The sequence below is a fragment of the Methylobacterium sp. Leaf111 genome, from assembly GCF_001423285.1.
In the GTDB taxonomy this organism is placed as follows: Bacteria; Pseudomonadota; Alphaproteobacteria; order Rhizobiales; family Beijerinckiaceae; genus Methylobacterium.
The window spans coordinates 49,263-71,943 of the sequence record NZ_LMNE01000073.1 but is presented as its reverse complement, the minus strand read 5'-3'; the positions used below and the strand labels follow the sequence as shown (position 1 = coordinate 71,943).

Annotated in this window: 25 protein-coding genes and 1 pseudogene; 13 read left to right on the top strand and 13 right to left on the bottom strand. The window is 72.0% G+C overall.

Features of this window, described 5'->3' with window-relative positions; all coding sequences use genetic code 11:
* The first annotated feature begins 148 nt into the window (after positions 1–148).
* Both ASF41_RS21825 and ASF41_RS21820 read left to right on the top strand, forming a co-directional pair.
* On the top strand, positions 149–634 hold the full coding sequence (locus tag ASF41_RS21825) for an SRPBCC family protein (protein WP_056213373.1): 486 nt from the start codon (positions 149–151) through the stop codon (positions 632–634).
* Positions 635–799: 165 nt separating this feature from the next.
* Positions 800–1,129 (top strand): hypothetical protein, encoded by a 330-nt coding sequence (locus tag ASF41_RS21820; protein ID WP_056213371.1) that lies wholly within the window; start codon positions 800–802, stop codon positions 1,127–1,129.
* Here the strand turns inward: ASF41_RS21820 and ASF41_RS21815 are convergent.
* Genes ASF41_RS21815 through pdxY form a run of 3 tightly spaced genes read right to left on the bottom strand, consistent with a single transcriptional unit; the run spans position 1,120 to position 3,606 of the window.
* Positions 1,120–1,836 (bottom strand): hypothetical protein, encoded by a 717-nt coding sequence (locus tag ASF41_RS21815; RefSeq protein ID WP_056496994.1) that lies wholly within the window; start codon positions 1,834–1,836, stop codon positions 1,120–1,122. The genes ASF41_RS21820 and ASF41_RS21815 overlap by 10 nt on opposite strands.
* On the bottom strand, positions 1,829–2,725 hold the full coding sequence (locus ASF41_RS21810; protein WP_056496991.1) for a PhzF family phenazine biosynthesis protein: 897 nt from the start codon (positions 2,723–2,725) through the stop codon (positions 1,829–1,831). Before ASF41_RS21810 ends, ASF41_RS21815 begins: the two co-directional genes overlap by 8 nt.
* Positions 2,726–2,757: 32 nt before the next feature.
* Positions 2,758–3,606 carry a pyridoxal kinase PdxY gene (gene pdxY / locus ASF41_RS21805; protein ID WP_056496989.1) on the bottom strand — a complete coding sequence of 283 codons (849 nt, stop codon included), beginning with the start codon at positions 3,604–3,606 and terminating at the stop codon, positions 2,758–2,760.
* 151 nt (positions 3,607–3,757) lie between these two features.
* On the opposite strand from pdxY, the gene ASF41_RS21800 reads away from it, so the two are divergent.
* Positions 3,758–4,279: a DedA family protein gene (locus ASF41_RS21800; RefSeq protein WP_056496987.1), complete on the top strand. Its 522-nt coding sequence runs from the start codon at positions 3,758–3,760 to the stop codon at positions 4,277–4,279.
* A gap of 6 nt (positions 4,280–4,285) precedes the next feature.
* A pseudogene (locus tag ASF41_RS21795) lies at positions 4,286–5,071 on the top strand (cobalamin-binding protein).
* A gap of 6 nt (positions 5,072–5,077) precedes the next feature.
* Here the strand turns inward: ASF41_RS21795 and ASF41_RS21790 are convergent.
* The gene (locus tag ASF41_RS21790; protein WP_244479750.1) at positions 5,078–5,506 is read right to left on the bottom strand and encodes a hypothetical protein; all 429 of its coding nucleotides are present in this window, start codon (positions 5,504–5,506) and stop codon (positions 5,078–5,080) included.
* A gap of 206 nt (positions 5,507–5,712) precedes the next feature.
* On the opposite strand from ASF41_RS21790, the gene ASF41_RS21785 reads away from it, so the two are divergent.
* Both ASF41_RS21785 and ASF41_RS21780 read left to right on the top strand, forming a co-directional pair.
* Positions 5,713–6,198, top strand: coding sequence for an MmcB family DNA repair protein (locus ASF41_RS21785; RefSeq protein ID WP_056496981.1), 486 nt, complete (start codon positions 5,713–5,715; stop codon positions 6,196–6,198).
* Positions 6,199–6,276: 78 nt separating this feature from the next.
* Positions 6,277–7,623, top strand: a complete 1,347-nt coding sequence (locus ASF41_RS21780; RefSeq protein WP_082504736.1) for an adenylate/guanylate cyclase domain-containing protein — start codon at positions 6,277–6,279, stop codon at positions 7,621–7,623.
* 10 nt (positions 7,624–7,633) lie between these two features.
* Here ASF41_RS21780 and ASF41_RS21775 read toward each other — a convergent pair whose 3' ends face one another.
* The 3 genes from ASF41_RS21775 to ASF41_RS21765 form a co-directional block, all read right to left on the bottom strand.
* A complete protein-coding gene (locus ASF41_RS21775; RefSeq protein ID WP_056496979.1) occupies positions 7,634–7,822 on the bottom strand; it encodes a hypothetical protein in 189 nt (62 codons plus the stop codon).
* Between the two features lie 343 nt (positions 7,823–8,165).
* Positions 8,166–9,644 (bottom strand): YdiU family protein, encoded by a 1,479-nt coding sequence (locus ASF41_RS21770; protein WP_056497342.1) that lies wholly within the window; start codon positions 9,642–9,644, stop codon positions 8,166–8,168.
* 231 nt (positions 9,645–9,875) lie between these two features.
* Complete coding sequence (locus tag ASF41_RS21765) at positions 9,876–10,973, bottom strand: phosphatase PAP2 family protein (protein WP_244479749.1); 1,098 nt, start codon at positions 10,971–10,973, stop codon at positions 9,876–9,878.
* 124 nt (positions 10,974–11,097) lie between these two features.
* Here ASF41_RS21765 and ASF41_RS21760 point away from each other — a divergent pair, with 124 nt between their 5' ends.
* The 3 genes from ASF41_RS21760 to ASF41_RS21750 all read left to right on the top strand — a co-directional run bounded on the left by ASF41_RS21760 (position 11,098) and on the right by ASF41_RS21750 (position 12,438).
* A complete protein-coding gene (locus ASF41_RS21760) occupies positions 11,098–11,679 on the top strand; it encodes a transcriptional regulator (protein ID WP_244479748.1) in 582 nt (193 codons plus the stop codon).
* Positions 11,680–11,791: 112 nt separating this feature from the next.
* A complete protein-coding gene (locus tag ASF41_RS21755; RefSeq protein ID WP_056496972.1) occupies positions 11,792–12,070 on the top strand; it encodes a hypothetical protein in 279 nt (92 codons plus the stop codon).
* Complete coding sequence (locus tag ASF41_RS21750; RefSeq protein WP_056496969.1) at positions 12,067–12,438, top strand: DUF6883 domain-containing protein; 372 nt, start codon at positions 12,067–12,069, stop codon at positions 12,436–12,438. Before ASF41_RS21755 ends, ASF41_RS21750 begins: the two co-directional genes overlap by 4 nt.
* Positions 12,439–12,509: 71 nt before the next feature.
* On the opposite strand, the gene ASF41_RS21745 is transcribed toward ASF41_RS21750, so the two are convergent.
* A complete protein-coding gene (locus ASF41_RS21745) occupies positions 12,510–13,175 on the bottom strand; it encodes a class I SAM-dependent methyltransferase (RefSeq protein WP_056496967.1) in 666 nt (221 codons plus the stop codon).
* 212 nt (positions 13,176–13,387) lie between these two features.
* Between ASF41_RS21745 and ASF41_RS21740 the strand changes: the two genes are divergently transcribed.
* Positions 13,388–13,765: a response regulator gene (locus ASF41_RS21740; RefSeq protein WP_347379729.1), complete on the top strand. Its 378-nt coding sequence runs from the start codon at positions 13,388–13,390 to the stop codon at positions 13,763–13,765.
* A gap of 42 nt (positions 13,766–13,807) precedes the next feature.
* Here the strand turns inward: ASF41_RS21740 and ASF41_RS21735 are convergent, their stop codons facing one another.
* The 3 genes from ASF41_RS21735 to ASF41_RS21725 are packed head-to-tail and all read right to left on the bottom strand — an operon-like array spanning position 13,808 to position 18,390.
* Positions 13,808–16,276, bottom strand: coding sequence for a branched-chain amino acid ABC transporter ATP-binding protein/permease (locus tag ASF41_RS21735; RefSeq protein WP_056496964.1), 2,469 nt, complete (start codon positions 16,274–16,276; stop codon positions 13,808–13,810).
* Positions 16,277–16,280: 4 nt separating this feature from the next.
* On the bottom strand, positions 16,281–17,150 hold the full coding sequence (locus ASF41_RS21730; RefSeq protein WP_056213336.1) for a branched-chain amino acid ABC transporter permease: 870 nt from the start codon (positions 17,148–17,150) through the stop codon (positions 16,281–16,283).
* Between the two features lie 13 nt (positions 17,151–17,163).
* The gene (locus tag ASF41_RS21725) at positions 17,164–18,390 is read right to left on the bottom strand and encodes an ABC transporter substrate-binding protein (protein WP_056496961.1); all 1,227 of its coding nucleotides are present in this window, start codon (positions 18,388–18,390) and stop codon (positions 17,164–17,166) included.
* Between the two features lie 190 nt (positions 18,391–18,580).
* Between ASF41_RS21725 and ASF41_RS21720 the strand changes: the two genes are divergently transcribed.
* Positions 18,581–18,982, top strand: coding sequence for a nuclear transport factor 2 family protein (locus ASF41_RS21720; protein ID WP_056496958.1), 402 nt, complete (start codon positions 18,581–18,583; stop codon positions 18,980–18,982).
* A gap of 113 nt (positions 18,983–19,095) precedes the next feature.
* On the opposite strand, the gene ASF41_RS21715 is transcribed toward ASF41_RS21720, so the two are convergent.
* A complete protein-coding gene (locus ASF41_RS21715) occupies positions 19,096–19,809 on the bottom strand; it encodes a GntR family transcriptional regulator (RefSeq protein ID WP_056213328.1) in 714 nt (237 codons plus the stop codon).
* A gap of 142 nt (positions 19,810–19,951) precedes the next feature.
* On the bottom strand, positions 19,952–20,887 hold the full coding sequence (locus ASF41_RS21710) for a DMT family transporter (RefSeq protein ID WP_056496955.1): 936 nt from the start codon (positions 20,885–20,887) through the stop codon (positions 19,952–19,954).
* Between the two features lie 142 nt (positions 20,888–21,029).
* Here ASF41_RS21710 and ASF41_RS21705 point away from each other — a divergent pair, with 142 nt between their 5' ends.
* Together ASF41_RS21705 and ASF41_RS21700 are read left to right on the top strand one after the other, a co-directional pair.
* The gene (locus ASF41_RS21705; protein WP_056213324.1) at positions 21,030–21,518 is read left to right on the top strand and encodes an Lrp/AsnC family transcriptional regulator; all 489 of its coding nucleotides are present in this window, start codon (positions 21,030–21,032) and stop codon (positions 21,516–21,518) included.
* A 792-nt stretch (positions 21,519–22,310) separates the two neighbouring features.
* Positions 22,311–22,667 carry a hypothetical protein gene (locus tag ASF41_RS21700; RefSeq protein ID WP_056496950.1) on the top strand — a complete coding sequence of 119 codons (357 nt, stop codon included), beginning with the start codon at positions 22,311–22,313 and terminating at the stop codon, positions 22,665–22,667.
* Positions 22,668–22,681 lie beyond the last annotated feature (14 nt).

The window sequence follows — 22,681 nt, the reverse complement described above, 5'->3', positions numbered from 1 at the left end:
CCACAAGGTCTCGATGGAATTCGCAATCGTTTCGGCCGGATGCATTGCCGTGCGGTCTGCTCCGCCTAGCTTCGCTGGTGGATCGAATACGATTCGGCGGCGAAATCAGTCCGTCCACGCAAGAAAAAATCTGGAAGGAATCCCCATTATGTCGCGGATGCTGTCGCGCACCCTGGCCCTGCCTGCCCTCGCCCTGATCGCCGGAGCGGCGCCGGCGCTGGCGCTGGATGCTGCCAAGACCATCGATGTCGCCGCCCCTCCCGCCAAGGTCTGGGCGACGATCGGCGATTTCTGCGGCATCGGTCAGTGGCATCCGGCCATCGAGAAATGCGTGCTGTCGCAGGACGGCGGCAAGGCTTTGCGAACCCTGAGCCTGAAGGGTGGCGGCACCATCGTCGAGTCGCAGACCAAGCGCGACGACAAGGCCATGAGCTACACCTATGCCATCGTTTCCGGTCCGTTGCCGGTGAGCGACTATTCCTCGACCCTCTCGGTGATGCCCAAGGGCTCGGGCTCGACCGTGAACTGGACCGGCAGCTTCAAGGCGAAGGGCGCGCCGGATGCGGTGGCAATCGATGCGATCTCCGGCATCTACGATTCCGGCCTGAAGGCTATCGCCGACAAGTCCAAGTAAGCGGATCGAAGTAAGCGGACCAAGACCGAGGGCGGCTCACCGAGGCTGCCCTCGCCTGCAGGTTCATTCGGACCCGCGCCCGATTGACCAGCCAGAGCGCTCGGCGCAAAACCGGCCCGGATCAAGCTGTGCCGTGTCTCGGCACGGGTACCGTCAGGAGCCGCCGTGTCCCGGGTCAGCCTCGCCGTCGCCGTCCTTCTCTCCGCCGCCCTGCTCGGCGCCTGCAAGCCGACCGCCTCGGCGCCCCCCGCGGTCGCCGTCGCCGCAGCCCCCGTGGTCGCCGCGCCCCTGCCACAGGGCACCGGCTGCGGCCCGTCCATCGCCCGCACCCAGGCGGTGGTCGAGAGCGATGTCGCTACCGGCAACCTAAACCCGCCCGTCGGCGAGCGCTTCGGGGCCGACCTGCGCCACGCCGCCGATGCCTGCGCGGGCGGCCGCGAGCGTGAGGCCCTCAGTCTGCTCGGCGCCGCCAAGGCACGCTACGGCTACCGCTGAGCGCCCGCGAAGGCGTCGGTGAGATAGGCGCGCACGAAGCCGGGCATCCGAACGGCGTCGAGGTCGTCCAGCCCGCGCGCGATGGCGAAGCCGGCGAGTTCTGGCGCGGCCTCGCTTTGGCGGTGTGCCTCCATCCGGCCATGCAGCACCTCGGCCGTTTCCGCAAAGCGGACCGGGAGCAGGAAGGCGTGCTGGCTCTGGCCCGAGACCAAAACCCACGCGTCCGGCGCATCGGCCGGAAGGGCAAGACCCGTTTCCTCCAGGAACTCCCGCCCGGCGCTGCCGGCGAGATCGACGCGACCGCCCTCGCGGGTGTCGGTTCGATCCGGGGTTCCGCAGGCGAAGTAGATCTGCCCGGCATTGGCTGTGTGTCCGCCCATGATGCCCAAGAGGGCCGCGCCGTCGGCGCTCCACGGCACCACCGCCGCGAAGGCGTTGGTCACCGCCGGATCCGGGGAGCCGGCCAGGCGGAAGGCGAGGAACTGAGAATACGCGACCTCGAACAGGTCGATCACGCAGGTCGATCCATCGATGCGGCAGTCGCGGGCAAGGAGCACCCGTCCGTCGAACAGGTCCGGCCGCTCGGTGCGTCGCCGCGCCCAGGTCTCGGCGATCGCCCCGGCATGGTCGCGGGCCCAGGACCAGTCGGAAGGGACCAGTCGGGCCTCGATGTGCCGAAGCGGCGTCAGCGTGAAACCGTCAGACAAGCAGGGTGCCCTCACTCATCAGCACCGCCGCCCCGCTGATCTCCACGGAGCGCAGGGCACCGGCCTCGACGACGAGTTGGACCCCGATCGTGCTCGGTCGGCCCATGGCGACGCCTTGGCGCAGGACGATGTCGTGCTCCCCGCCGCCCAGGGGCTCGAACTGCATCATCACTCCGGCGAAGGCCGCTGCGGCCGAGCCGGTGGCCGGGTCTTCCGGCACGCCGAGATGGGGCGCGAACATCCGGGCCTGATAGCGGTGGCCGACCTCTTCGGGGTCGAGGGTGTAGCAGTAGAGCGCGGCCGGAGTGCCGAGATCATCGAGGGCTGCCGGCACGACGCGAGCCCGGTCGAGGGCCGCTCGGCTGGCGAGTGGCACGAACAGGAAGGAAGGGCCGGTCCGGTGCCGGCTCGGGACGTGGCGGGCGAAGCCGATCTCACCTGGCTCCAGGCCCAGGGCGGCCGCGACCAGGTTCGTCTCGGGTCCCTCCCCCAGATATTCCGGGAGCCCCGGCATCTTGAAGCGCCCGGTACCGCGCCCCTCCCCGGGCTCGACCACGCAGGCCAGGGTTCCGAGGGCGGCCTCGAGCCCGAAGGCCATCGCGTCGGTGAGCCCTGCCCGCTGGTCGCGCAGGGCAAGGAGGATGGCGGTGCCGAGGGTGGGGTGCCCGGCGAAGGGCAGTTCGGACGTGGGCGTGAAGATGCGCATCCGGGCGCGGTGCCGGGGTGTCTCGGGCGGGAGAACGAACACCGTCTCGGACAGATTGAACTCGGCGGCCAGGGCCTGCATCGCGGCGGTGTCGAGGTCCTCGGCATCGAGCACGACGGCCAGGGGATTGCCGGTCAGCGCCGTGTCGGTGAACACGTCGAGGGTCACGAAGCGGCGGGGCATGGCGGGGTCTCCAGGCTCTCTGAGAATCAACCTTAGACGGTGTCCACCGGAAACGTCTCGCTCGGCGTGACGAACTCGTCCTGCGCCGCCACCGTGAGGATCTCGCGTGAGCCCGCCTCGGCCGTGCGGCGCAGGAGACCGTAGACCGAGGCGCCGGCCATACCCAGGGCCAGCGCGGCCGAGCACGTCCGGGCGTAGTGCACCAGGAACAGAGCCGCGATGGCGTCGCCCGCGCCATTCACGTCGAGGTGAAGGCGCGGCGTGCGCAGGCGCCAGAACTGGCCGCCCTCCCCCGCCAGGAGGTCGATGGCGTCGTCCGGCGTATCGTCGGTGATCAGCGAGGTCACGAGGACGACGCGGGCCCCCAACGCCTGGACCGAGGCCACCGCGCGCTTGGCCTGCGCGAGGGTGCCGGTGGGCAGGCCCGAGAGGTGGTTCAGCTCGAACTGATTCGGAGTGACGATGTCGGCCGCCGGCACCGCCTGCTCGCGCAGGAATTCGGGGATGCCGGGGCGCACGTAGATGCCGCGGTCGGTGTCGCCCATCACGGGGTCGCAGGCGTAGAGGGCCTGCGGATTCAGCGCCCGCACCGCGGCCACGGCCCGCACGATGGCGGTCCCGATGTCGGCCGAGCCCATGTAGCCCGAGAGTACGCCATCGCAGGTCCCGAGCACGCCGCGCTCGGCGATGCCGGCGACGAGATCCTCGATCGCCGGTCCGTCGAAGACCCGGCCGCGCCAGGCGCCGTAACCGGTGTGGTTGGAGAACTGCACCGTGTGGATCGGCCAGACCTCGACGCCGAGGCGCTGCATCGGAAACACCGCCGAGGCGTTTCCCACGTGACCGAAGGCGACATGCGACTGGATCGAGAGGATGTTCATGCCGGAAACTCCCGAAATCCCGCGGCCGAGACGTTCTAACGCCAGCCCTTAACCCGGTTCTCCCTCTCGACGCACCCCCACCGGCGCGCCACGCGCCTGCCCCGATCCGCGCCCTCGGTCACAGGAAGGCGCCGAACCTCAAGCGAGCCCCATGGACTTCGAATCGATCCGCACCAGCACCCTCGCCTTCGTCGAGGCGAACCAGGGCTGGACGCCGCTCATCGTCGGCGTGCTCGCGTTCTGCGAGTCCCTGGCCTTCCTGTCGCTGCTGGTACCCGCCACCTTCCTGCTCCTCGGCATCGGGGCGCTGATGGGGTCGATCGGCATCCCGTTCTGGCCGGTGATGCTCGCCGGGGCCCTCGGGGCGGCGCTGGGCGACTGGGTCTCCTATGAGTTCGGGCACTACTACAAGGACGGCGCGAAGCAGATGTGGCCGATGCGGCGCTATCCCGCCATCGTCGCACGGGCCGAGGGATTCTGCCGAAAGTGGGGGGCCGGCGGCATCCTGATCGGGCGCTTCATCGGGCCGGCCCGGGCCGTGGTGCCGCTGGTCGCGGGCGTGTTCGGGGTGAAGCGCCTGCCGTTCCAGATCGCCAACGTGACCTCGGCCCTGGCCTGGGCCTTCCTCATGCTGGCGCCGGGGGCGGGGCTCCTCGGCTACCTGAAGGGCTGAGGCGCTGTGCGCCGGTTTCCGCCCGAGCGCATCGTCTGCCTGACGGAGGAGACCGTCGAGACGCTCTACCTCCTCGGCCAGGAGGACCGCATCGTCGGGGTCTCGGGCTACGCGGTGCGCCCGGCCCGGGTCCGGCGGGAGAAGCCCCGGGTCTCGGCCTTCACCAGCGCCGACCTGCCCAAGATCCTGGCCCTCGCTCCCGATCTCGTCCTGGCCTTCTCCGATCTGCAGGCCGAAATCGTGGCCGACCTCGCCCGGGCCGGCATCGCCGTACACCTGTTCAACCAGCGCGACCTGGCCGGCTGCCTGGCGATGATCCGGACGGTGGGCGCCCTGACCGGCGTACCGGCCGAGGCCGAGGTCCTGGCGACGCGGCTGGCCGACCGGATCGCAGCCGCCGCCGCGGAAAGCGTCGGCCGGCCGCGTCCGCGCGTCTATTTCGAAGAATGGGACGCGCCGATGATCTCGGGCATCGGCTGGGTCTCGGACCTCATCACGGCGGCCGGCGGCGACGACGTTTTCCCAGAACAGAGTCGCCAGGCGGCGGCCCGGGACCGGATCGTGAGCCCGGAGGCCGTGATCGCGGCGCGGCCCGACGTGATCCTCGCCTCCTGGTGTGGCAAGCGCGTGAATCGCGCGCACATCCGTACCCGTCCGGGATAGGACGTCATCCCGGCGGTGGCCGCCGGGCGCATCCACGAGATCAAGTCGCCGCTGATCCTCCAGCCGGGGCCCGCCGCCCTCACGGACGGCTTCGACGCGATCCGGGCCGCCCTGCGGGACGTGGGCTGAACGGATTCAGCGGGCCGACAGCGGAGCGGCCTCGCGCCGTTGCGCGCTGGGAGCCGGCCCCGACGGGGCGGCGAGCCAGGCTTCGCGCCGGGCGATGAGGTGGCGCAGGCGGACTGCCCGCTTCTCCCGGCGCTCGCAGCCGTCACCCCAGGCGGTATCGGGACAATCGACGGACCCTCCGTCGAACAGGCTCACCACGGCGAGCACGAAACCCATGAGCACCACCACCGCCAGGACGACGAAGGGACAGGCCAGCCCCAGCCCGACCAGCACGGCGATGCCGAGCTTGAGCGTCAGGGAGCCCGCCAGCTTCAGCTTGATCAGCGTCGCCAGGGTCGCGCCGGCGCCCAAGGTACCGCGCGCCGCTCGCAGCAGGCGCACCCGCAGGCGCCGCCGGATGGCCAGCGCCTCCAGACGCTCCAATTCGCGCGCCACCCGCGTCGTCTCCGCATTCCGGTCTGCGTCTTCGTCCTGCGGCAGGCCTGCCTCCCCGCACCCGATCCATCACGAGCGGTGCCATGAACCCGGCCCGCGCTCCATCCCCGACGGGCGCAAAGGGGTCGCAGGTGACAAGCCGCGCGGCGGCTGATTTCCTGGGACCTGTCCCGATTCGGGACGTCGTTCCGATGCATCAGAGCCGTATGTCAGCAGCCCTCGCGTCCATGATTCTTCCGCCCGACCGGCGTCAGTCGGCCACCGCCCTCCAGGTCCAGCGCGGCGTCCGGCGTCTGTTCGCCGAACTGGGTCACGTCACCATTCCGGAATTCTCCCTGGCGAACGGCCGCCGTGCCGACGTCATCGCCCTCTGCCCGGCCGGGCGCCTGACGATCGTGGAGATCAAATCCAGCGTCGCCGACTTCCGGGCCGACCGGAAATGGCCGGATTACCGGGATTACTGCGACCGGTTCTACTTCGCGATCCCCGAGACGCTCTCGACCACCATGACACCGGAGGACGCCGGCCTCATCGTCGCCGATGCCTTCGGCGCCGCGATCCTGCGCGATCCGGCGGACCATCCCCTGAGCGGCCCCCGGCGCAAGGCCGTGACCCTGCGCTTCGCCCACAGCGCCGCGCGCCTTCTGCACGTTCTGGCCGATCCCGGCGCCATCCGCGAAGGCGCCCTCTGAGGCACGGCGAATCGCCGCCGATGCGCGGGCGGCGCGGCGTGGTAAGGAACCACGCACCACTCATCGATTGCCAACCGCATGCGCCTGCCCTCCCGTCGCCGTCCACACGACGGTGATCCCGCCATCCTGCGACGGCTCCAGGCCGCCTCGGGCCGCCGCTCCCTGGTGCTCTACCTCGTCATCGTCCTGGTGCTGGTGGCCACCGCCCAGGGCTACGACGGCTCGGCCCATTCCACCCATCACTGGATCGGCCTCGGGGTCTACGCGCTCTTTTCCCTCGGCCTCGGGATCGCCGACTGGCGTGCCTCGCAGCGGGACGGCGGAGCGGAGCCCGGGACGGAGTGGCTGGCCTGGACCGCGACCCTGCTGAACGCCGGCGTGGCCCTGTTCCTGATCGTCGAGCATATCCTGCTCGGTGCGGTGGAGACCGAGGAGACGGCCACCGCGGTGAGCCGCCTGCCGGCGTTCCTGCTCCTGCTCCAGACCGGGCTCAGCATGCGGGTCTGGCACACCGTCGTGTTCTCGGGACTGGTGAGTCTCGCCTGGGGCGGCACCATCCTCCTCGCCTATCTCGCTCCCGAGAGCGCCCTTCTCGGTCCACACGTGACCCTGGAGGAGGAGGTGCCGGGCCTCCTCACCTTCCTGGCCGCGAGCCTCGTGGTGATCGATGGGGTGCGGCGGCTGCAGATGGCGGTGACCACCGCGTTGCGGATGGAGCGGGAACGGACGAATCTCGCGCGCTTCGTGCCGCGCCGGGTGGCGGGGGAGCTCGCCCAGAGCGGCGGCGGCGTCGGTGCGGTCCAGTCCCGCCACGCCTGCCTGTTCGGCCTCGACCTGCGCGGCTTCTCCGCTTTCTCGCGGGACCATGCCCAGGAGGAGGTGGTGCGGGCCCTGCTCGATGTCCGCGCCCTGACCCATGTGGCCGTGAGCGAGCACGGGGGCATCGTCGACAAGTACGTGGGTGACGGCATCCTGGCCCAGTTCATCGCCGGGCGTCCCCAGGCGCAGGCCGAGGCGGTGCTGGCCTGCGCCCGGACCGTCGTCGCCCGTCTCGCGGACCTGAACGCGGACCGCTGCCGCGAGGAGCGGCCGGAGCTGCGCATCACCATGGCGCTGCATGCGGGCGAGGTGCTGGTCGGTGTCTTCGACGACGGGCACCGGGCCGAATTCACGGTTCTGGGCACGGCGATGAACCGGCTCGCGCGGATCGAGGCCCGGGCCAAGGCCGCCGATCTGACCCTGGCAGCCTCGGACGAGGTGATCCGCCTCCTCGGGCCGGCCACCCGGGCATCGCTCCAGCTCGCGAACATGCCCCCATCGGAGTGCCGGGACACCCGCGACATGCTGCTGTTCGCAGTGGACTGGGCCGAGCCGACCGCGGCGGATAACGCGGTGCCGGACCACCCGATGGCCTATATGGCGTGAGCGGAGACGGTCAGCCCGCGAACGAGCCGAAGCCCTCGAACCCGACCCGCTGGCTCGCCGCCTCGTCGGACTTGGACCGATCGAGGATCGCGGGATCGATCTCGGGGGCCGGGGTCTCCGGCTGCGTGGTCCGCGGCGGCGGACGGTCGTCCGGGACGGAGGGCCAGATCGGACGGTCCGGCTTCAGTGTCTGGGGCATCGGGACACCTCTGGCATGGGCTGACGAGCCGCTTTAAAATACAATATACCAGAAATGCCGCAAGCCTAGCCGCGTTCCCTCCCCACCGGGGAAATCCGTGGCCTCGGAAGGTCGTCCGCCGGACGCGCGCGCCTCCGGCCTTGTCCACCCACCCGGTCTTCCCGCGGCCCATCGGGTCGGGCTCGTTGGCATCCTGGTCCGCGTCGCCGATAAGCCCTTGAAAAGTCAGGTGCGGCGGGTCGATGGCGCCCGCTTCCGCGCCCTCGGTCCGGGGCCGATCCAGGGGCTCCACGCCGGCTTCGGCGGCGGGGACTTTCGCCGGCCGGCGCGGAGCCGGTTCGGTTCAGGTGCCGCAGAAGGTCTGGAGCACGCGCTCGTGCGGCTGCGGCGGCGCGGCATAGGCTGCGAAGGCGGGCTGGTCGTCGTAGGGGCGGGCCAGCACCGCCACGAGCTCGTGGAACGGCGCGAAGTCGTCGCGCGCGACCGCCGCCTCGATCACCGCCTCGACCCGATGGTTGCGCGGGATGAAGGCCGGGTTGACCCGGTCCATCGCCGCCCGGCGCGCGGCCGGGTCCCCCGGCTCGGCGGCGAGACGCGCGCGCCAGCGGGTCGCCCAGGCCTCGTATACAATGGAGTCGTCGAAGAGGTCGCGCACCGGACCGTCGCCCTCGGGGCCGAGGGCCGCCGCGCCGAGGCGCCGGAAGGTCAGGGTGAAGTCGGCGCGCCCGGCCTGCATCGCCTCCAGCAGGGTGCGGCCGAGCTCGCGGTCCTCGTCCCGGTCCGTGGTGAGGCCGAGCTTGGCCCGCAGGCCGCCGTAATAGGCCGCCTCGAACCGGGGGCCGAAGGCGGCGAGGCGGTCCTGCGCCACGGCGATGCCGTCCTCGGTCTCGGGCGCCAGCAGGGGCAGCAGCGCCTCGGCGAACCGGGTCAGGTTCCAGTGCAGGATGCCCGGCTGGTTGCCGTAGGCGTAGCGGCCATTCTCGTCGATGGCGCTGAACACGGCGGAGGGATCGTAGGCGTCGAGGAAGGCACAGGGTCCGAAATCGATGGTCTCGCCGGAGACGGCGCAGTTGTCGGTGTTCATCACCCCGTGGATGAAGCCGACGAGGAGCCAGCGCGCGACGAGGTCGGCCTGGCGCTCCACCACCCGGGTCAGCAGGGCGCCGTAGGGGTTGGCGTCTTCCGCCAGCTCCGGATAGTGCCGGCCGATGACGTGGTCGGCCAGCGCCCGCACGCCGTCGACGTCGCCCCGCATGGCGAAGTACTGGAAGGTGCCGACGCGGATGTGGCTGGTGGCGACCCGGGTCAGGACGCCGCCGGGCAGGACCGTCTCGCGCCTCACGGAATCGCCCGTGAGCACCGCTGCCAGGGCGCGGGTGCTGGGGATGCCCAGGGCCGTCATGGCCTCGCTGACCACGTACTCGCGCAGCACCGGCCCGAGGGCGGCGCGGCCGTCGCCCCGCCGGGAGAACGGCGTCGGGCCCGAGCCCTTGAGCTGAATGTCGCGCCGGACCCCGTCGCGCCCGACGACCTCGCCGAGCAGGATCGCCCGGCCGTCCCCGAGCTGGGGCACGCGGTTGCCGAACTGGTGGCCGGCATAGGCCATGGCCAGGGGCTCGGCGCCCTCCGGCACCCGGTTGCCGGCCAGCACCGCGACGCCCTCCGGGCTCTCGAGCCAGGCGGCCTCGATCCCGAGGTCCGCGGCGAGTTCTCGGTTGACCCGGATCAGGCGGGGCGCCGCCACGGGGGTGGGGTTCACCGCAGCGAAGAAGTGCTCCGGCAGGCGGGCATAGGTGTTGGCGAAGGGAATGGCGGCTGTCATCGAGGGCATGGGTCCCGTGTGCGGCGCGGCGGGCGGCATTGCTCTCGAGGTGGGGCGCCGCATGCGCCAAGGCAAATCCTCAGGCAAAGGCCAAGGCACATCATGGCGATCCCGAACGTCGCGCGCGGGGCCGTCCTGTCCGGAGGCGACGGCCCCGGCGATGGGCGTATCGGCCCCGGCTCGGGTGATGGCGCACGGCGCGGGGGCCTTGAGGGGGCCGGCCGCGCGCGTTCACCCCGGACAACGCGACCCGTGCGGGGCGGGTTCGGTCAGGAGGCCCGGCGCGCGGGTGCGGCGTCCGCGCAGGATCGCGCGTCCGCCGATGACCGTGACCGAGAGCACGAAGCCGGCCAGCAGGTCGGGCAGGTAGTGCCCACCGGCCCCGAGGGTCGCCACCACGATGACGGCGTTGAGGGCGATCGCCAGGGGGCCGAGGACCGGGATCGGCGCCAGCGCCCAGGCGGTCAGCACCGCAAGGCAGACGTGGAAGGAGGGAAAGGTCACGAGGCCGCGGATGTCCTCCAGGGCCAGGGTGCGCAGGGTCCCGGCGCGCAGGTGCTCCAGGGCGTCGAGGTGCCAGAGGGCGCCCAGGGTCTCGATGGAGCCGTCCGGCACGGTGGCGAGACCGTACTGCACGAAGGGGCCGGCCGCCGGCACCAGGGCGGCGATGAGCACGACCGTGAGGAGCAGCACGGCGAACATCCGCACATAGGCCCAGAGCCGGCCGACCCGGAGGGTGGCGCTGAGCGCGATCACCGTGAGCCCGACCTGCGGCCCGCTGGTGTGGTAGGCGAGCGCCAGCCACCAGGCGAGGCGCGGCTGCGCCTGCAGGGCAGCGTAGTAGGCGGGCCAGTCGAGGCCGAGCGCCGCCTCCGCTCGGGCCAGCCGCGCATCGGCCAGCGGCAGGGCCCAGGTGGCGGTGAGGTAGTGCAGCACCGCGATCGGCACGGTCACGGCGATGAGGCCGGCGCTCGCCAGGGCCATCGCCCGCAGCTTGGGCTCGGACAGGATCGGGCCGAACAGGACCGCGAGGGCGAGGAGCGCCGCCACGAGGCCCGCCGCCACGCCGAAGCCGAACGGCGCCAGGGCGATCCCGGCCCGGCGCAGCCACACCGCATCGAGGAGGGCGACCGCCAGGGCGAGGCCCCAGAGCGCCGGATGCGGCGCGGCCAGGGCGGCCGAGACCCGGCCGATGCGGGCGATGGGTTTGGCGAGGGCGGATCTTGAAAGGGCGGATCCTGAAAGGGGGGATCTTGCGAGGGAGGCGGCCTCGGCGAGTCCGCGGCGCGTCCCGCGCGCGGGCATCGAAATCGGAGTTGCGTCGCTCACCCGGCATCCTTCGTGGTTCGTCGCAGCCGGAACTCGGCTTTGCGCCGGTTTGTTGCCCGGCGGCGTTCCTTTTCCCCATCCCGTTCCGGTTCCCAGCCCCGATGGTCCCCCCAATGGTCCCCCGTTGAGCCGCATCGCCTTCCTGGATTTCGAGGCGTCCTCCCTCGCGAAGACCAGCTACCCGATCGAGGTCGCGTGGGTGTTTCCCGACGGTAAGTCGGAGAGCTTCCTCATCCGCCCGGCCCCGGGCTGGACCGACTGGGCGCCCGAGGCCGAGGCGGTGCACGGGCTCGCCCGGGAACGCCTGGTGCGGGAGGGCGTCGCCCACGACTGGGTGGCGCTGCACATGCTCACGGCCCTGCGCGACGTGGCGATCTACGCCTCGGCGCCCTCCTGGGACGGGCACTGGCTGAGCCGGCTCCTGCGCGCCGCCGGCCTGCCGCGCCACGCCCTCCGGCTGAAGGCCACGGCGGAGGCGCAGCGCCGCGTCGTCCTGGACGTGCTCGCGGCGGGCGGCGTGGCGCCGACCGCGCGCGACGCCCTGGCGGGCAAGCTCCTGGCGACCCTACGCCTGGAGGCGCGCGACGATCCGGCGGCGGAGCATCGCGCCCTGTCGGATGCCCGGCGCGAGTGCCGGCGCTGGGCCCGCGCCCGAAGCCGCGCCGCGGCGCTGCTCCGCGAGGAGGGCGGAGGCGGGGTGGAGTGAGCGGTCTCGGGTGGAGATGGGGCGAGCCTTTGCCCAGCGCCCGAACCCTGCGTCCGGTGAGGCCGGCGAGGTTTCATCACCCGCCCGCGGCCGTCGCGGATCGGTGCCAGGTGTGCCATTCGGCGGGCAGCGTATCCTCTCCTGCCTGTCGATCGAAACGCAGTTCCTGCCGAGGAACGACCAGCCAGGCCTGCGACACCTGGACCGCGTCGTGCTGATCGGTGCGGTGAACGCCGAGTCGGGCGCGCGGATCGAAGCGGGGACCGAGGGGACGATCGTCGGGGTCTATCCGGGATCCAGCGCGTACCTGGTCGAGTTTGCCGAGACCGCCGAGGCCCTTGCGGCGGTCCCGCCCGCGCTCCTGACGCTCGCCGTCCCAGCGGAGCGGTGAGCGGGAACGCGGTCGTCCCGCACCGGCTCGGCATCGATACCCGCAAGATCTGCAATGATCTGCTGGACGTGACACACCCGCATGGCGGGCCGAAAGCACGCTTCTTCCCCGGGTTCGGCTTCGCGCCGACCGAGCCCTTGGCGTTCGCGGACGCCCTCTTTGCCCAAGCCCAGGGCGCTGCCCTCGTCGCCCGCCAGCCCTCCGAATACGGAGCCGACATGCTGACCTGCGTCGGTCCCCTGGGGACACCCTCGGGCCGCAGGCCCTGGATCCGCTCGGTCTGGCTGGTGATCGCAGGGGCCGAGGGCGAAACGGGCCGCTTCGGGGCGGCGTTTCCCGACCGTGACCGGTCGGCGCCGCGACCCTGATCCGGAGGATCGGGCGCCGATCCGTTCGACCGTGTGAACGACCAGCAGGGGTGGTTTGCGGCTCTTTGGCGTCAGGCCCAGGCGACCCAGCCCCGGAAGGCAAACCCGGCGTAGAAGAGGCGGACCCCGCTAAACCCAGCCTCGCGCAACAGCGTCTCGTCCTCCTCGGGCGAAAGGATCGGCAAGCGTTCTACGATCCCGGTCTTTGCACGCTCAGCGTGTGAGCGTTCGATGCCGGAGGCCGTCGCGAAAGCGGCATACCGTGAAAGCCAGAGGTCGCGTTCATCCTGCGGAATGCTGAAGTGCGCCGCGACGAAGGGTACACCGGGCTTTAGACGACGCCGAATTTCCCGGAGGGTGCGTGACCGCTCCTGACGCTCGATGAAGTGCAGGGTCAGGATGCAGGCGGCAGCGTCGAACGGCCCCTCCGGCGCGCCATCGATCAGCCCCTCATGAAGATGCGCACGGTCGGAGAGGTGGCCCAGGGTTTTCCGGGCAAGGTCGAGCATTGCGGCAGACGGATCGACGCCGACGAACGTCCACCCGGGCTGCCCCTCGGCGAACACCTTGAGTTCGAGGCCGCCGCCCGCACCGAGAACGAGCACCTGTGCCTTGTCCGGGGCGCGTTCCGCGAGGAGAAGCCTCGCCATACGTTGCATGTCGGCATAGCCGGGCACCATGCGCGGCGGGTTTTCGGCGTAGCGGGCAACGGCCTGCGAATCTGAGAAAGCATCCATGCCGGATCGTATCACGCGCGACGATCCGGCGAACGTCCGCGTCGGGTGGCTTGCGGACGCTTCGACCCTCTTGGCTCCCGCTCCGAAGCCCGATCCATCAGGCGCGCCAGCCGGGGCGATCCAGACCCATGCTCCCGCCAATCTGAACTTTTGTCCGTCCCCTCGGCTTGATGGACATGCCTCACCCCCCGAACGCGCCGTATGCCCTCGTCGTGGACGACGATTTCCTCGTTCGGATGGATGCGGAAACGATCTTGGAGGATGCCGGCTTCCACGCCCTGTCGGCAGCAAACGGCGTTGAAGCGATCAAGCTGCTTGAGGACCACGCAGACCTGATCGTGCTGCTGTTCACCGATGTGGAGATGCCGGGCGGCCCCGATGGCTTCGAGTTGGCACGAACGACCGCGAGGCGCTGGCCCGACATCTCGATCGTCGTTGCATCCGGCGGCGTCAAACCGGGGGTGGGGGATCTTCCCGAGGGGGCTGTCTTCCTGGGCAAGCCCTTCAGCGCTCAGATCGTCCACGACCACCTCGACATGATCCTGCCGGACGGTCAGAAACCCGAGCCTCTGAAAGCACGCAAGCGCTAGAAGGGGCGCTGGCCGCGGCCACCGGTCGGACCGGCCGCCCTGTCAGGCGGCGCCGAGATAGGCGGCCTCCAGGCCGGCATCGGCGCTGAGTTCGGCGGCGGTGCCGGCGGTGACGACGCGGCCCTGCTCCAGCACGTAGCCGCGATCGGCCACCGTCAGGGCCAGGGCCGCCATCTGGTCGACGATCAGGATGGTGACGCCCTGGTCGCGCAGGTCCGCCACCACGGCGTAGAGGGCGTTGATCATCGCCGGGGCCAGGCCGAGGGAGGGCTCGTCGAGGAGCAGGATGCGCGGCTGCGCCATCATCCCGCGGGCGATCGCCAGCATCTGCTGCTCGCCCCCCGAGAGCAGGCCCGCCCGGCTCGTCGCCCGGTCGCGCAGGCGGGGAAAGCGGGTGAGCAGCGCCTCGATCTCGGCCGGGTCGATGGGCGCCTTGCGGCCATGGGCCCCGAGGCGGATGTTCTCGATCACGGTCAATTCGGGAAACACCTGCCGGCCCTCCGGCACCAGGGCGAGGCCGAGGCGGGCGATGGTGTGGGCGGGCAGCTGCGCGATGGCCCGGTCCTCCAGCACGATCCCGCCGGAGACCGGCCGGAGCAGGCCGGCGAGGGCCCGCAGGGTCGTCGACTTGCCGGCGCCGTTGGCGCCGAGCAGCGCTACGGTCTCGCCGGGGCGGACCTCGAGGGCGACGCGGTCGAGGACCGGGGCGGCGCCGTAGCCGGCGGTGAGGCCCTGGGTGGAGAGCACCGCGTCGGCCGGCGCCTTCCAGGCGACGGCGCGGGGCCGGGCCGGCGTGTCGGCCCCGCCCAGATAGGCGCGGATCACCGCCGGGTCGTGCCGGATCGCGGCCGGCGTCCCGTGGGCGATCGGACGCCCGGCATCCATGACCAGGATCGCGTCGGAGACGCCCATCACCAGGGGCATGTCGTGCTCGACCAGCACCACGGCGATGCCCTGCCCGGCGATCCGGCGCAGGAGACCGCCCAGGGCGTCGGTGTCGGCCCGGGTCAGGCCGGCGGCGGGCTCGTCGAGGAGGAGGATGCGCGGCCGGCCGGCGAGCGCCCGGGCGATCTCCACCAGGCGGCGGTCCACATGGGGCAGCTCCCCGGCGGGCCGGTCGAGGTCGCCCGCGTAGCCCACGAAGTCCAGCAGGGACGCGGCGGCAACGCGGTCGCCCTTGCCGGAGGGGCGCCAGAGGCGGCCCGGCTCGAAGGCCAGGGCGACGTTGTCGAGGACGCCGAGCGAGCCGAACAGGCGCGTGGTCTGGTAGGTGCGGGCGATGCCGGCCCGGGCGATGGCGTGGGCCGGGGCCCCGGCGAGGTCCCGGTCCCCTAAGCGGATCGCCCCGGCCTGCGGCCGGTAGAAGCCCGAGATCATGTTGAGCACCGTGGTCTTGCCGGCGCCGTTGGGGCCGATCAGGCTCGTCACCGCCCCGGCCTCGGCCCGGACCGAGACGCCCTCGGCCGCGCGGATGCCGCCGAAGCGGATGCCGATGCCCTCGACCACCAGGGACTCGCCCCCGCGCTGCCCGATGAGCCGGGCGAAATCCAGCGCCGGCGGCCGGGCGCCGGTGCGGGGCCGCGGCAGCAGCCGGGCCGCGCTGCCGACGATCCCCGCGGGCACCAGCCAGAGCACCACCAGGGTGGCGAGGCCGAAGAACAGCAGCCGGTACTCGGCGAGCCCCGCCAGGGTCTCGGGCAGGAGCACGGTGACGAGGGCGCCGAAGAGCGGCCCGAGCACGGTGCCGGCCCCGCCGACCACCACGGAGAGCACGAACAGGATCGACTGCGAGAACGGGAACGAGCTCGGGGCGATGAACAGCATCAGGGGCGGCAGCACCGCCCCGGCGAGGCCCGTCAGCGCCGCCGAGATCGCGAAGGCGAGCGTCTTCACCCGCACCGGGTCGAAGCCCAGGGAGGCGGCCGCCACGTCGGCGTCGCGCACCGCCCGCATCGCCCGGCCGAGGCGGCTGCGGGCGAGGCGATGGAAGCCGTAGAGGGCGAGGCCCGCGCCCAGCACGGCGAGGAGGGCCAGCTCGCGCTCGGCGAAGGGGGTGCCGAACAGGCTCGGCCCGGCGGTGACCACGAGGCCGTTCTGGCCGCCGGTGAGCGCCCCGCCCTCGATCAGGGCGTGCTCGATGATGAAGCCGAACGCGATGGTGACCATGGCGAGGTAGGGGCCCTTCACCCGCATGGCCGGCACCGCGAGCCCCGCTCCGACCAGGCCCGAGAGCAGGCCGGCCGCCGGCAGCGCGAGCCAGAAGCTCAGCCCGGCCCCGGTGAGGATCGCGCTGGCATAGGCGCCGATGGCGTAGAAGCCGGCATGGCCGAAGGAGATCAGCCCGGTCAGCCCGAGGAGGACGTTGAGCCCCGTTCCGGCGACCGTGGTCAGGGCCACCAGGGCGATGACGAAGTGGCTGTAGCCGCCGGTCAGCCCCACCAGGGCCAGCCCCGCCAGGGTCAGGGCCAGGATCGTGAGGGGCATCGCGGCGGGGGCGCGCAGGCGGTGCATCGGCTCAGACCTTGTTGATGGCAGCGCGGCCGAGGAGCCCGTCGGGGCGCAGGGCCAGGGCCAGGATGATCACCGAGAAGACCACGAGCTGGGTGTAGGTGGAGCCGAGGGTCGCGGTGACGCCGGCCTCGACGAGGCCGTAGAGCAGGCCCGCCAGCACCACGCCCGTGGCCGAGCCGATGCCGCCCAGGATCGCCACCGCGAAGGCCTTGATCCCGAACAGCGCCCCCATCTCGGCCGAGACCGAGAACAGCGGCGCGATGAGGAGGCCGGCGGCCCCGGCCAGCAGCGCCGAGAGCGCGAAGGCGCAGGCCACCGTGCGCCGGACGTCGATGCCCATCAGCCGCGCCGCGTCGGCGTTCTGCGCCACCGCCAGGAGCACCCGGCCGAGGTCGGTGCGCCGGAACAGGGTCCGGATCGCCACCGCCACCGAGAGGCCGACCACCGGGATGAGGAGCTGGAGCGGATAGAGGCCGGTGCCGAGGATCTCCACCGGCGTCACCGCCAGGGACGAGGGCAGGCTGCGCGGCTCCTTGCCGAAGGTGAACAGCATCGCGTTGTCGAGGACGATGCCGCCCGCGACCGTGGCGAGGAGCCAGGCGTCCGAGCCCTTCTCGACGAAGGGCCGCACCAGCAGCCGCTCCACCGTGACCCCGAGGAGCGCGCAGCCCAGGAGCGCCCCGAGGATCGCCGCCGGCATCGGCCAGCCCAGCGTCACCGCCAGGGTGTAGCCCAGCACCGCCCCGAGGGTGACGGCGCTGCCCTGCGCGAAGTTCACCGTGCCCGAGACCGCGTAGGTGACGTGGAAGCCGAGCGCCACGAGCCCGTACATGCTGCCGAGGCCGAGGCCGGTGATGAGCGTTCCCGTGAGCATCGGCCCCGTCCCTTCAATTGGTAACGGCGACGATCTCGCCGTTCTGGAAGCGGGTGAAGACGTAGTCCTGCGGCCCGAGGGCGTCGTGCTGGCCCGGCGCGAAGGGCTTGTCGTAGGTCTTGATCAGGCCCGGATAGGTCGCGACCTTGTAGAAGCCGTCCCGCACCTCCGGTCCCTTGGTCGAGCCGGCGGCCTGGATCGCCAGGGCGAGCAGGTGGGTGGCGTCGTAGGCGTTGGCGATGCCCACCGCCGGGGTGACGTCGGCCATCGACTTGATCGCCGGATACTTCGCCTTGAGGGCGTCGAGGACCGCGAGGGCCTTCGGGCTGGTGTTGCCCGCGAAGGTGAAGGTCTGGATGAAGTGGACTCTTGCCGCGCTCGGCCCGGCGAGCTCGTCGAAACGCCCGCCGGCCGGGCCCCAGTGCGAGACCACCGGCACGCTCCAGCCCATCCGGTCGAGGGACTTCACCACCTGGGCCGAGGGCCCGACATTGCCGACGAGGAACAGGGTGTCGGCGCCGGCCTCCCGCAGGCGGGTGAGCTGGGGCACCATGTCGAGGTCGGCGGCCTCGTACTTCTCGATGCCGGCGGCCGGCAGGTCGGCGGCCTTCAGCGCCGCGGTCAGGCCCTGCTGGTTCGACTCGCCCCAGGCGTTGTTGACCAGGATCATCCCGGGCTTCTTCGCGCGATGGGTCTTCACCGCGTAGGCGACCAGGGCCTCGTCCACCAGGGCGTCCACGGCCGAGACCCGGAAGGCGTAGTTGTCGGCCGCCCCGTTGCGGGTGATCCCGGTGCCGGCGGCCCAGGGCCCGAGGAAGGGCACCTTCATCTGGTTGGCGATGGGCACCAGCGCCATCGAGACCGGCGTGTCGAGGCCGCCGACCAGCGCCACAACGCCGACCCGCTGGATCAGCTCGCGGGCGGCGAGCACGCCCTTCGACGGGTTGGCCTCGTCGTCCCGCGCCACCAGCTCCAGAGGCCGCCCGAGCACGCCGCCGCGGGCGTTGACCTCGTCGATGGCGAGCCCGATGCCGCGGGAGATCGCCTCGCCGGATTTCGCCGACTGCCCGCTCAGCGCCGTGACGAGGCCGATCCGGATCGGCTCCGCGGCCCGGGCCGCGCCGGAGAGCCCCAGAACGAGGCAGGCGCCCAGAGCGCCGCAGGCCCCCAGGGCGAGGCGGCGGGTCAGGGGCGTCGATCGGCCGGACAGGGGTCGGCTGGACAGGGGTCGGCGGGGCATGGGGTCTCTCCGGCGGCTGCGTCTTGCCCCACCCCGCAACCCCCATGCCAGCCGCTTCGGCCTTGAATTTGCACGGGGATTCTCGCCAGACCCCGCTCAGTGCCTGCGGATGCGCCAAAGTGCATACACTTGTTGCATGCACTTTGGCGGCGTTTGCGGCAGGGAGGGGCGTGTCACCGGAGGCCCGACCATGACCGACACCACCGCCCGCGACGCGGCCAACGTCACCGCCTATCTCGAAGCCTCGATGGTGCCCGACCCCGAGCGGGCGGCGACCTACATGGCGCCGGGCATCACCATCGTGTTCACGGGCGGGCGCACCTTCGGGCATCCCCGCGAGGTCACGGCCTTCAATGCCGGGCGCTACGCCTGGGTGAAGAAGCGGATGGAGCGCCTCGACGTGGTGCCGGGGCACGGCGTCACCACGGTCTACAGCCTCGGCACGCTCTACGGCGCATGGCCGGACGGGACGCCGTTCGAGGGCAACCGCTACGTCGACCGCTTCACGGTGCGGGACGGCCTGATCGTGACCATGGAGGTCTGGAACGACAGCGCCGAGCGCCTCCTCAGCCGGCACGACCTGAACACCTGAAGCAGGCTGCGCGCGAGCGAAGCGGCGCCCGGATCGCCGAGCCGGCGCGGCGCTCGCGCGAAGCCCCGTTCCGCCAGCCCGAAGGGATCAGACGGATTCGACGCGAGGGGCGCTCAGCCGCCCACGGGCTCGATATAGGGCGCGAGCAGGCGGCCGAGGTCGCGCTCGCGCGGCGGGGCGGCGACGATGCGCGCCCGCTCGGCCACCGCGTCGAGGTGGTGGTCCATCAGCGCCACGGCCCGCGCGGGGTCGCCCGCGATCAGGGCGGCGGCGAGGGCGCGGTGCTCAGCGACCCCGCATTCGGCGGAATGCGGCCGGCTGTAGAGCGAGAGCACCAGGGCGCAGCGGTAGCCGAGTTCGGCCACGTAGCGCTCCAGCACCGGGCTGCCGGTCATCTGGGCGAGCAGCAGGTGGAACTCGGTGGCCAGGCGGATCGAGGCGCCGTCGGCCCCGCCCTGCGCCGCCTCCTCCCGGGCGATGTGCGCGTGGAGCGCCGCCTGCTGCGCGGGCGTCAGCTGCCCGGCGAGGCGCGCGACCACGAGGCGCTCCAGGCTGATGCGCACGTCGAAGGTGTCGCGCGCCTCCGCCCAGCTCGGAGTCGCCACCACGGCGATGCGGTTGCGCCGCAGTTCCACCAGCCCCTCCCCCGCCAGTTGCCCGAGGGCCTGGCGGGCGATGGTACGGCTGACGCCGAAGCGCTCGCCCAGCGCATCTTCGGGCAGGCGGTCGCCGGGCATGATCGCCCGCTCGACGATCGCCCGGCGCAGGGAGCGGCAGATCGAGCCCACCCGGTCCCGGCTCTCCACCCGTGTCTCGTCGTCCTGCATGTCGCGTCGATCCATCCCGTGCCCGTCGCGGCTCCGGAAGCACGAGTGGGACCAGATCCGGCTCCCTGCCTCCGGCCGAGGGTCCGCGCGGGCGAGGGTCCGGGATGGACTCGACCGGTCCGGGTCAGGCGCGACGCGCATCCTACGCCGCGGTGACCAGGGCGGCGGCGAGACAGCCGAGGCCGACGAGCAGGGCAGGGCCGAGGCGCTCGCCCAGCAGCAGGGCGGAGGACAGGAGGCCCACCGCCGGAACCCCGAGGGTGGCGTTCGCCATGGTGAAGCTGTCGATGCGCCGGCCGATCGTCGCGAAGATCACGAAGCAGAGCGACGTCGCCACAGGCCCGATGAAGACCAGGAGCCCGACGAGGCGTGGCGACCACGCGACGGCGAGCGGCCCCTCCACCGTGAAGGCGGCGACGGCGAGCGGGACCGCCGCCAGCAGCATCTGCCAGGGCGCGAGGTCGAGGGGATGCGCGCGCCAGCGGTGGCGGCGGACATGCAGGATGACCCCGGCCCAGCAGAGGGCGCAGACGAGCAGCAGGCCGTTGCCGAGGAGCACGTCGGGATCGGTCCAATCCATGCCCATCGGCGAGCAGACCACGGCGACGCCCACGAGGCCGAGCAGGATCGCGACGCCCTGCCGGCGCGACGGGCGCTCGCGCAGCACCAGGCCGGCGCCGAGCAGGACCCAGATCGGTGTCGTGTAGGCCAGCAGCGCCGCCCGGCCCGCATCGGTGTGGCGCATCGCGATCAGGCCGAGGGCCGTGAAGGCCATCATCTGCAGGAGCCCGACGCTGGCGAGCACCGGCCAGTCGGCCCTGGGCGGCCAGCGCAGGCGGCCGGCGAGGCCGAGGAGCCCGAACAGGACCGCGCCGGCGCTGGAAAAGCGCAGGGCCGCGAGCCAGAGGGGCGGCGCGGCGTCGAGGCAGAGCTTCATCGCCGGCCAGCTCAGGCCCCAGAGCAGCACCATCAGGCCGAGCCAGGCCCCCATCGGAACCCGGATGCGGGGACGGGCCGGCGCCAAGGGTGGCGAGACCAAGGGTGGCGAGGCCAAGGGTGGGGAGAAGGAATTGACCATGAGGGGGTCCGCGGACAGATCGCGGACGAGGCCGCAGCCCTGGATGTTTATGTCCCGCTCGGCGGTATGTTCGTCCCGATTTTCCGGTTAGACCGGCAAAATCGGCAAAACATGCCGCATGCATCCGGTTTGGAGACAGATCATGCCGCCGCGGTCGATCATGCTGGATGACGCCTCCCTGCGCATCCTCGAACGCCTGCAACGGGACAGCGAGATCAGCGTCGCCGAGCTGGCCCAGGAGGTCGGGCTCTCGACCTCGCCGTGCTGGCGCCGGGTCAACGACCTGAAGGCCAGCGGCGTCATCCAGCGCTCCGTCGCGGTGGCCGATCCGATCGCCCTCGGGCTGGCGGTCAACGTCTTCGTCCACGTCACGCTGGAGAAACAGACCCAGACCGCGCTCACGGCCTTCGACGAGGCGGTGCGCCACCGTCCCGAGGTGATGGAGTGCTACCTGATGAGCGGCGAGGCCGATTACATGCTGCGCGTCGTGGTGGAGGATCTGGGCCAGTTCCAGAAGCTCGTGCTCGATTACCTCACCCGAATTCCCGGCGTCGCGAGCATCCGTTCCAGCTTCGCCCTGGGACAGGTGAAGTACACGACCGCCCTGCCGCTGGGCCATCTTCGCCGCTGAGGGAGCCTCTGGCTGCGGAGCCTGCTCACGGAGCATCCGGGGCTGCGCACCAGCGTCCTGCGCAACCGGTCCATGGGGCTCGCCATCGACCCGATCCTGCAGGGCGCGGGCGCGCCGCAGGGGCATTCCGCGTTCGACGAGGCCTTCCGGTCGTTCCAGAACGGACGCCTCGACGACGTGATCGGTCACGCCGACATCGCGGCCTCCTCCGCTCGGGCGCTGGGCGAGCCCCGGCCCTGGGTGGCCCATGACCGAGAATCCGGCCCCGCGCTTCAGCCGGGTGTTGGGCGCGCACGCCCTGGGGGCGGGCCGTCATCGACCGGATCGACGCGATCCTGCCGGACGTCCGCGCGACGGAGGCGTTCCGGGAGATCGTCGAAGCGTGGTCCGCACCGGAGGACCGCGCCACGCTGCGGGCCGTCTCCGATGCGTCCTTCCCGTCGAGCGCCTGGCCCGCACCGATCTGCTCACCGGCCTCGACAGCCGGCGGCGCCCCGACGGCGCGCTGGACGCCCCTGCCCGTCGTCGGCGCCCGGACCTGTTCCTGCGGGATCGCGGCCCTCCGGGCGGGCGAGTCCGGCGACAGGCTCGTGACCCGGGCCGATGCCGCGCTCTCCCGCCGAAAGCACAGGGGCCGGACCCCGGTCACCTCGGACGGGGACGCGATTTTCGCCCGTGGCGCGGCTTGGGCCCCCGAGGCGTGGCGCGGTGCTGCGTCAGAGCGGGCGACGAACGGGCGAGGCCATGGCGCGTTGCCTCCCCACAGGTCCGCCCCCGGACACGGAGCCCCCCATGACCTTACGATCCGAAACACCCCCGTCCCCGGGCAACCTCGCGGTCGCGACGCCGCCCGAATCCGACCGGCCCACCACCGCCATGCTGAAGGCGGACATCGACAGCGGCCGGACCGGGGACAAGATCGCCCAGTACGACCCCGGCCTGTCGCAGCTCGGCACCGACGACGAGGCGGCCGGCAACGCCCCCTCGCATGCCCGCGTGGCGCTCGCCCGGAAGACCGAGGCCGCGCCGCCGAAGGCGCGGGAGGCTGCGAGGCAAGAGACCGGCGGCGGCTGGGTCATGCCGCTGTTCATCGGCCTCGCCGCCCTGGTGCCGGTGGTGGTCGGCGTGTCGCTCTTCGTCTTCCGCTGAAGGCGGAAACCGCC